The organism is Bartonella sp. F02, assembly GCF_026929975.1.
In the GTDB taxonomy this organism is placed as follows: Bacteria; Pseudomonadota; Alphaproteobacteria; order Rhizobiales; family Rhizobiaceae; genus Bartonella.
In genome coordinates this window covers 1-1,859 of record NZ_JANHOK010000014.1, presented here as the reverse complement: position 1 = coordinate 1,859, position 1,859 = coordinate 1, and the positions used below count along the sequence as shown (strand labels likewise).

At 37.2% G+C, this 1,859-nt stretch carries 2 protein-coding genes; both read left to right on the top strand.

Annotation, left to right across the window (positions count from 1 at the left end):
• Positions 1-1,157, top strand: a 1,157-nt coding sequence (locus NPY00_RS06255; protein WP_269021220.1) for a DUF1561 family protein, incomplete at its 5' end; no start/stop codon positions are given.
• 385 nt (positions 1,158-1,542) lie between these two features.
• Positions 1,543-1,859: hypothetical protein (locus NPY00_RS06250; protein WP_269021219.1), on the top strand; the 317-nt coding region annotated here is incomplete at its 3' end.

The following is a 1,859-nucleotide window of genomic DNA, read 5'->3' as shown; positions in this document are numbered from 1 at the left end:
GATTTTGTAAAGATAGTGTTTCGAGTGAAAAGGATGCAGGCTATTGGGATCTTTCTATTTTGGGTGGTCGTGAAGGACCCTTACGCGATAGAAATGGCAATTTTTTACGGGTGACCAAATACGGGGCCAATTGGGGAGTCCCTTATACGGCTAAAGGAGAATATCTTAAAAGGGATACAACGAATTCTCCGACATCGAAATTTGTTTTGTCAGATGGTATCGAGAAATGGAACCGCTATGTTTACGGTAATTTAGAGGATTCTCTTGCCTATTGTCCGGCGCCTGGGAATAAAAAAGGTGGCATGGATGTTTCTTCTGATAGAAAAGAAAAACTCTTATTGCCTCCTAATTTTCAATTGAATGATGCTTGGCGCAGACGGCTTTATGAGATTGCGACAACGACAGATAAATCTTATATAACGGCAGGAGTGTGTGGAGCCTGTCTTTTGCATGTTTATCAAATGATTGCAGAACTCCAAGGAACCTATCCAGGAGATCCCTTTACAGAGGGAGGGTATTTCTTTAATACAGCACCGAATACGAGTCCTCTTCTTTCATTTCGTCTGAGATATCCTAACCTTTATAGAACAATAGACGATATTCCCCAATTGTCTGGTATTCCTTTAAATACAACAGAACTTGATGATGGTATCGCTGCTAGATTAGCGTATTCAACAACGCAAGCTATGTTACCGCGTTTTCGTTGGATATTATCACCTTTGGCGAGCACTCACAGTGAGATTATGAATGCTATTCAAGGGTTGGTCGCGGCTTCTCCTGGAACAATTTGGGTTGGTTTAATCAGTTATATCTCTCGGCGAGGAAATACTGCAAGACACGCTATTACAATAATTCGTGGTCGTTCTGGTGTTATGGTTATTCCGACAAATACACGAATGGATTTTACACAGTTTACCGAATTGGCATCAGAAACAACGAATCCTGATGCTATTTTTTTGAGATTAGCACAATGGAGAACAACCAATATTACGGGTTTAGCAACAGTTCAGCTTGTTTCTGAAGATCCAAATCCTTTAAGTGTTGTTATGTCGCAAAATAACTGCACAGGAGAAGGAAGTGATAGACGAGGAAACAGAGCGTTTCCAAGAAGTTCTACGTTCAATCAATGTTCAAAAGGAAGATGCTCTATTATGTAAAAGAATAAGCAGATTTGTATATTAAAAAAACAAGCTTTTTTATAAAATTTCTTTTTATAGAGTTTTGAATATGATCTGTGTTTTTCTTTGATATATGTTGAAATCATTTATCATTTAATCTGATTTTTGAATCAGATGAGAAAAGGAGAATTTCAAGCGAACAAAACAGAAATACAATATTTGCTCTTTGAGGCATTAAACGAAGTGTGGTTAAGAAAAGCATGATGTTATTTTTATTTTAATAATACATTTTGTATTTTATGTCATAAATCAGCCTTAAAGAAACAGTAGGCGCTAACAGTGTCATTCATAAATAGCGGAATTGAGTTGTGTGCAGGGTGAATGCGCAAGAGACCCACCTTTGAACGAAGGACATTCTGTCTTTATGAGAAAATATAATTTACAGCTATTTTTATTCTTGTGTATTTTTTTCTTTCCCATGACGGTACTTGTTTCTGGTTCTGTCTCTCAGAAAGAGTTTACTCATGAAGCTTTTCCTTTGAATAAGAAGATTTCTCAGGCTGAGAAAGAAGAATTTTCTCAAGAGAATAAAGGTATTTCTGAAGCGCTTGAACTTATTCCTTTTCACGATGAGGGTGTTCAAACACGTGGGACTTTGCCGCCTAGTAAGAATGTTGTTCTAGCAAGTAAAAGAGTTTCTAAAACTCATGAAGAGATTATTCTGAGAGAGACTATTCCTCC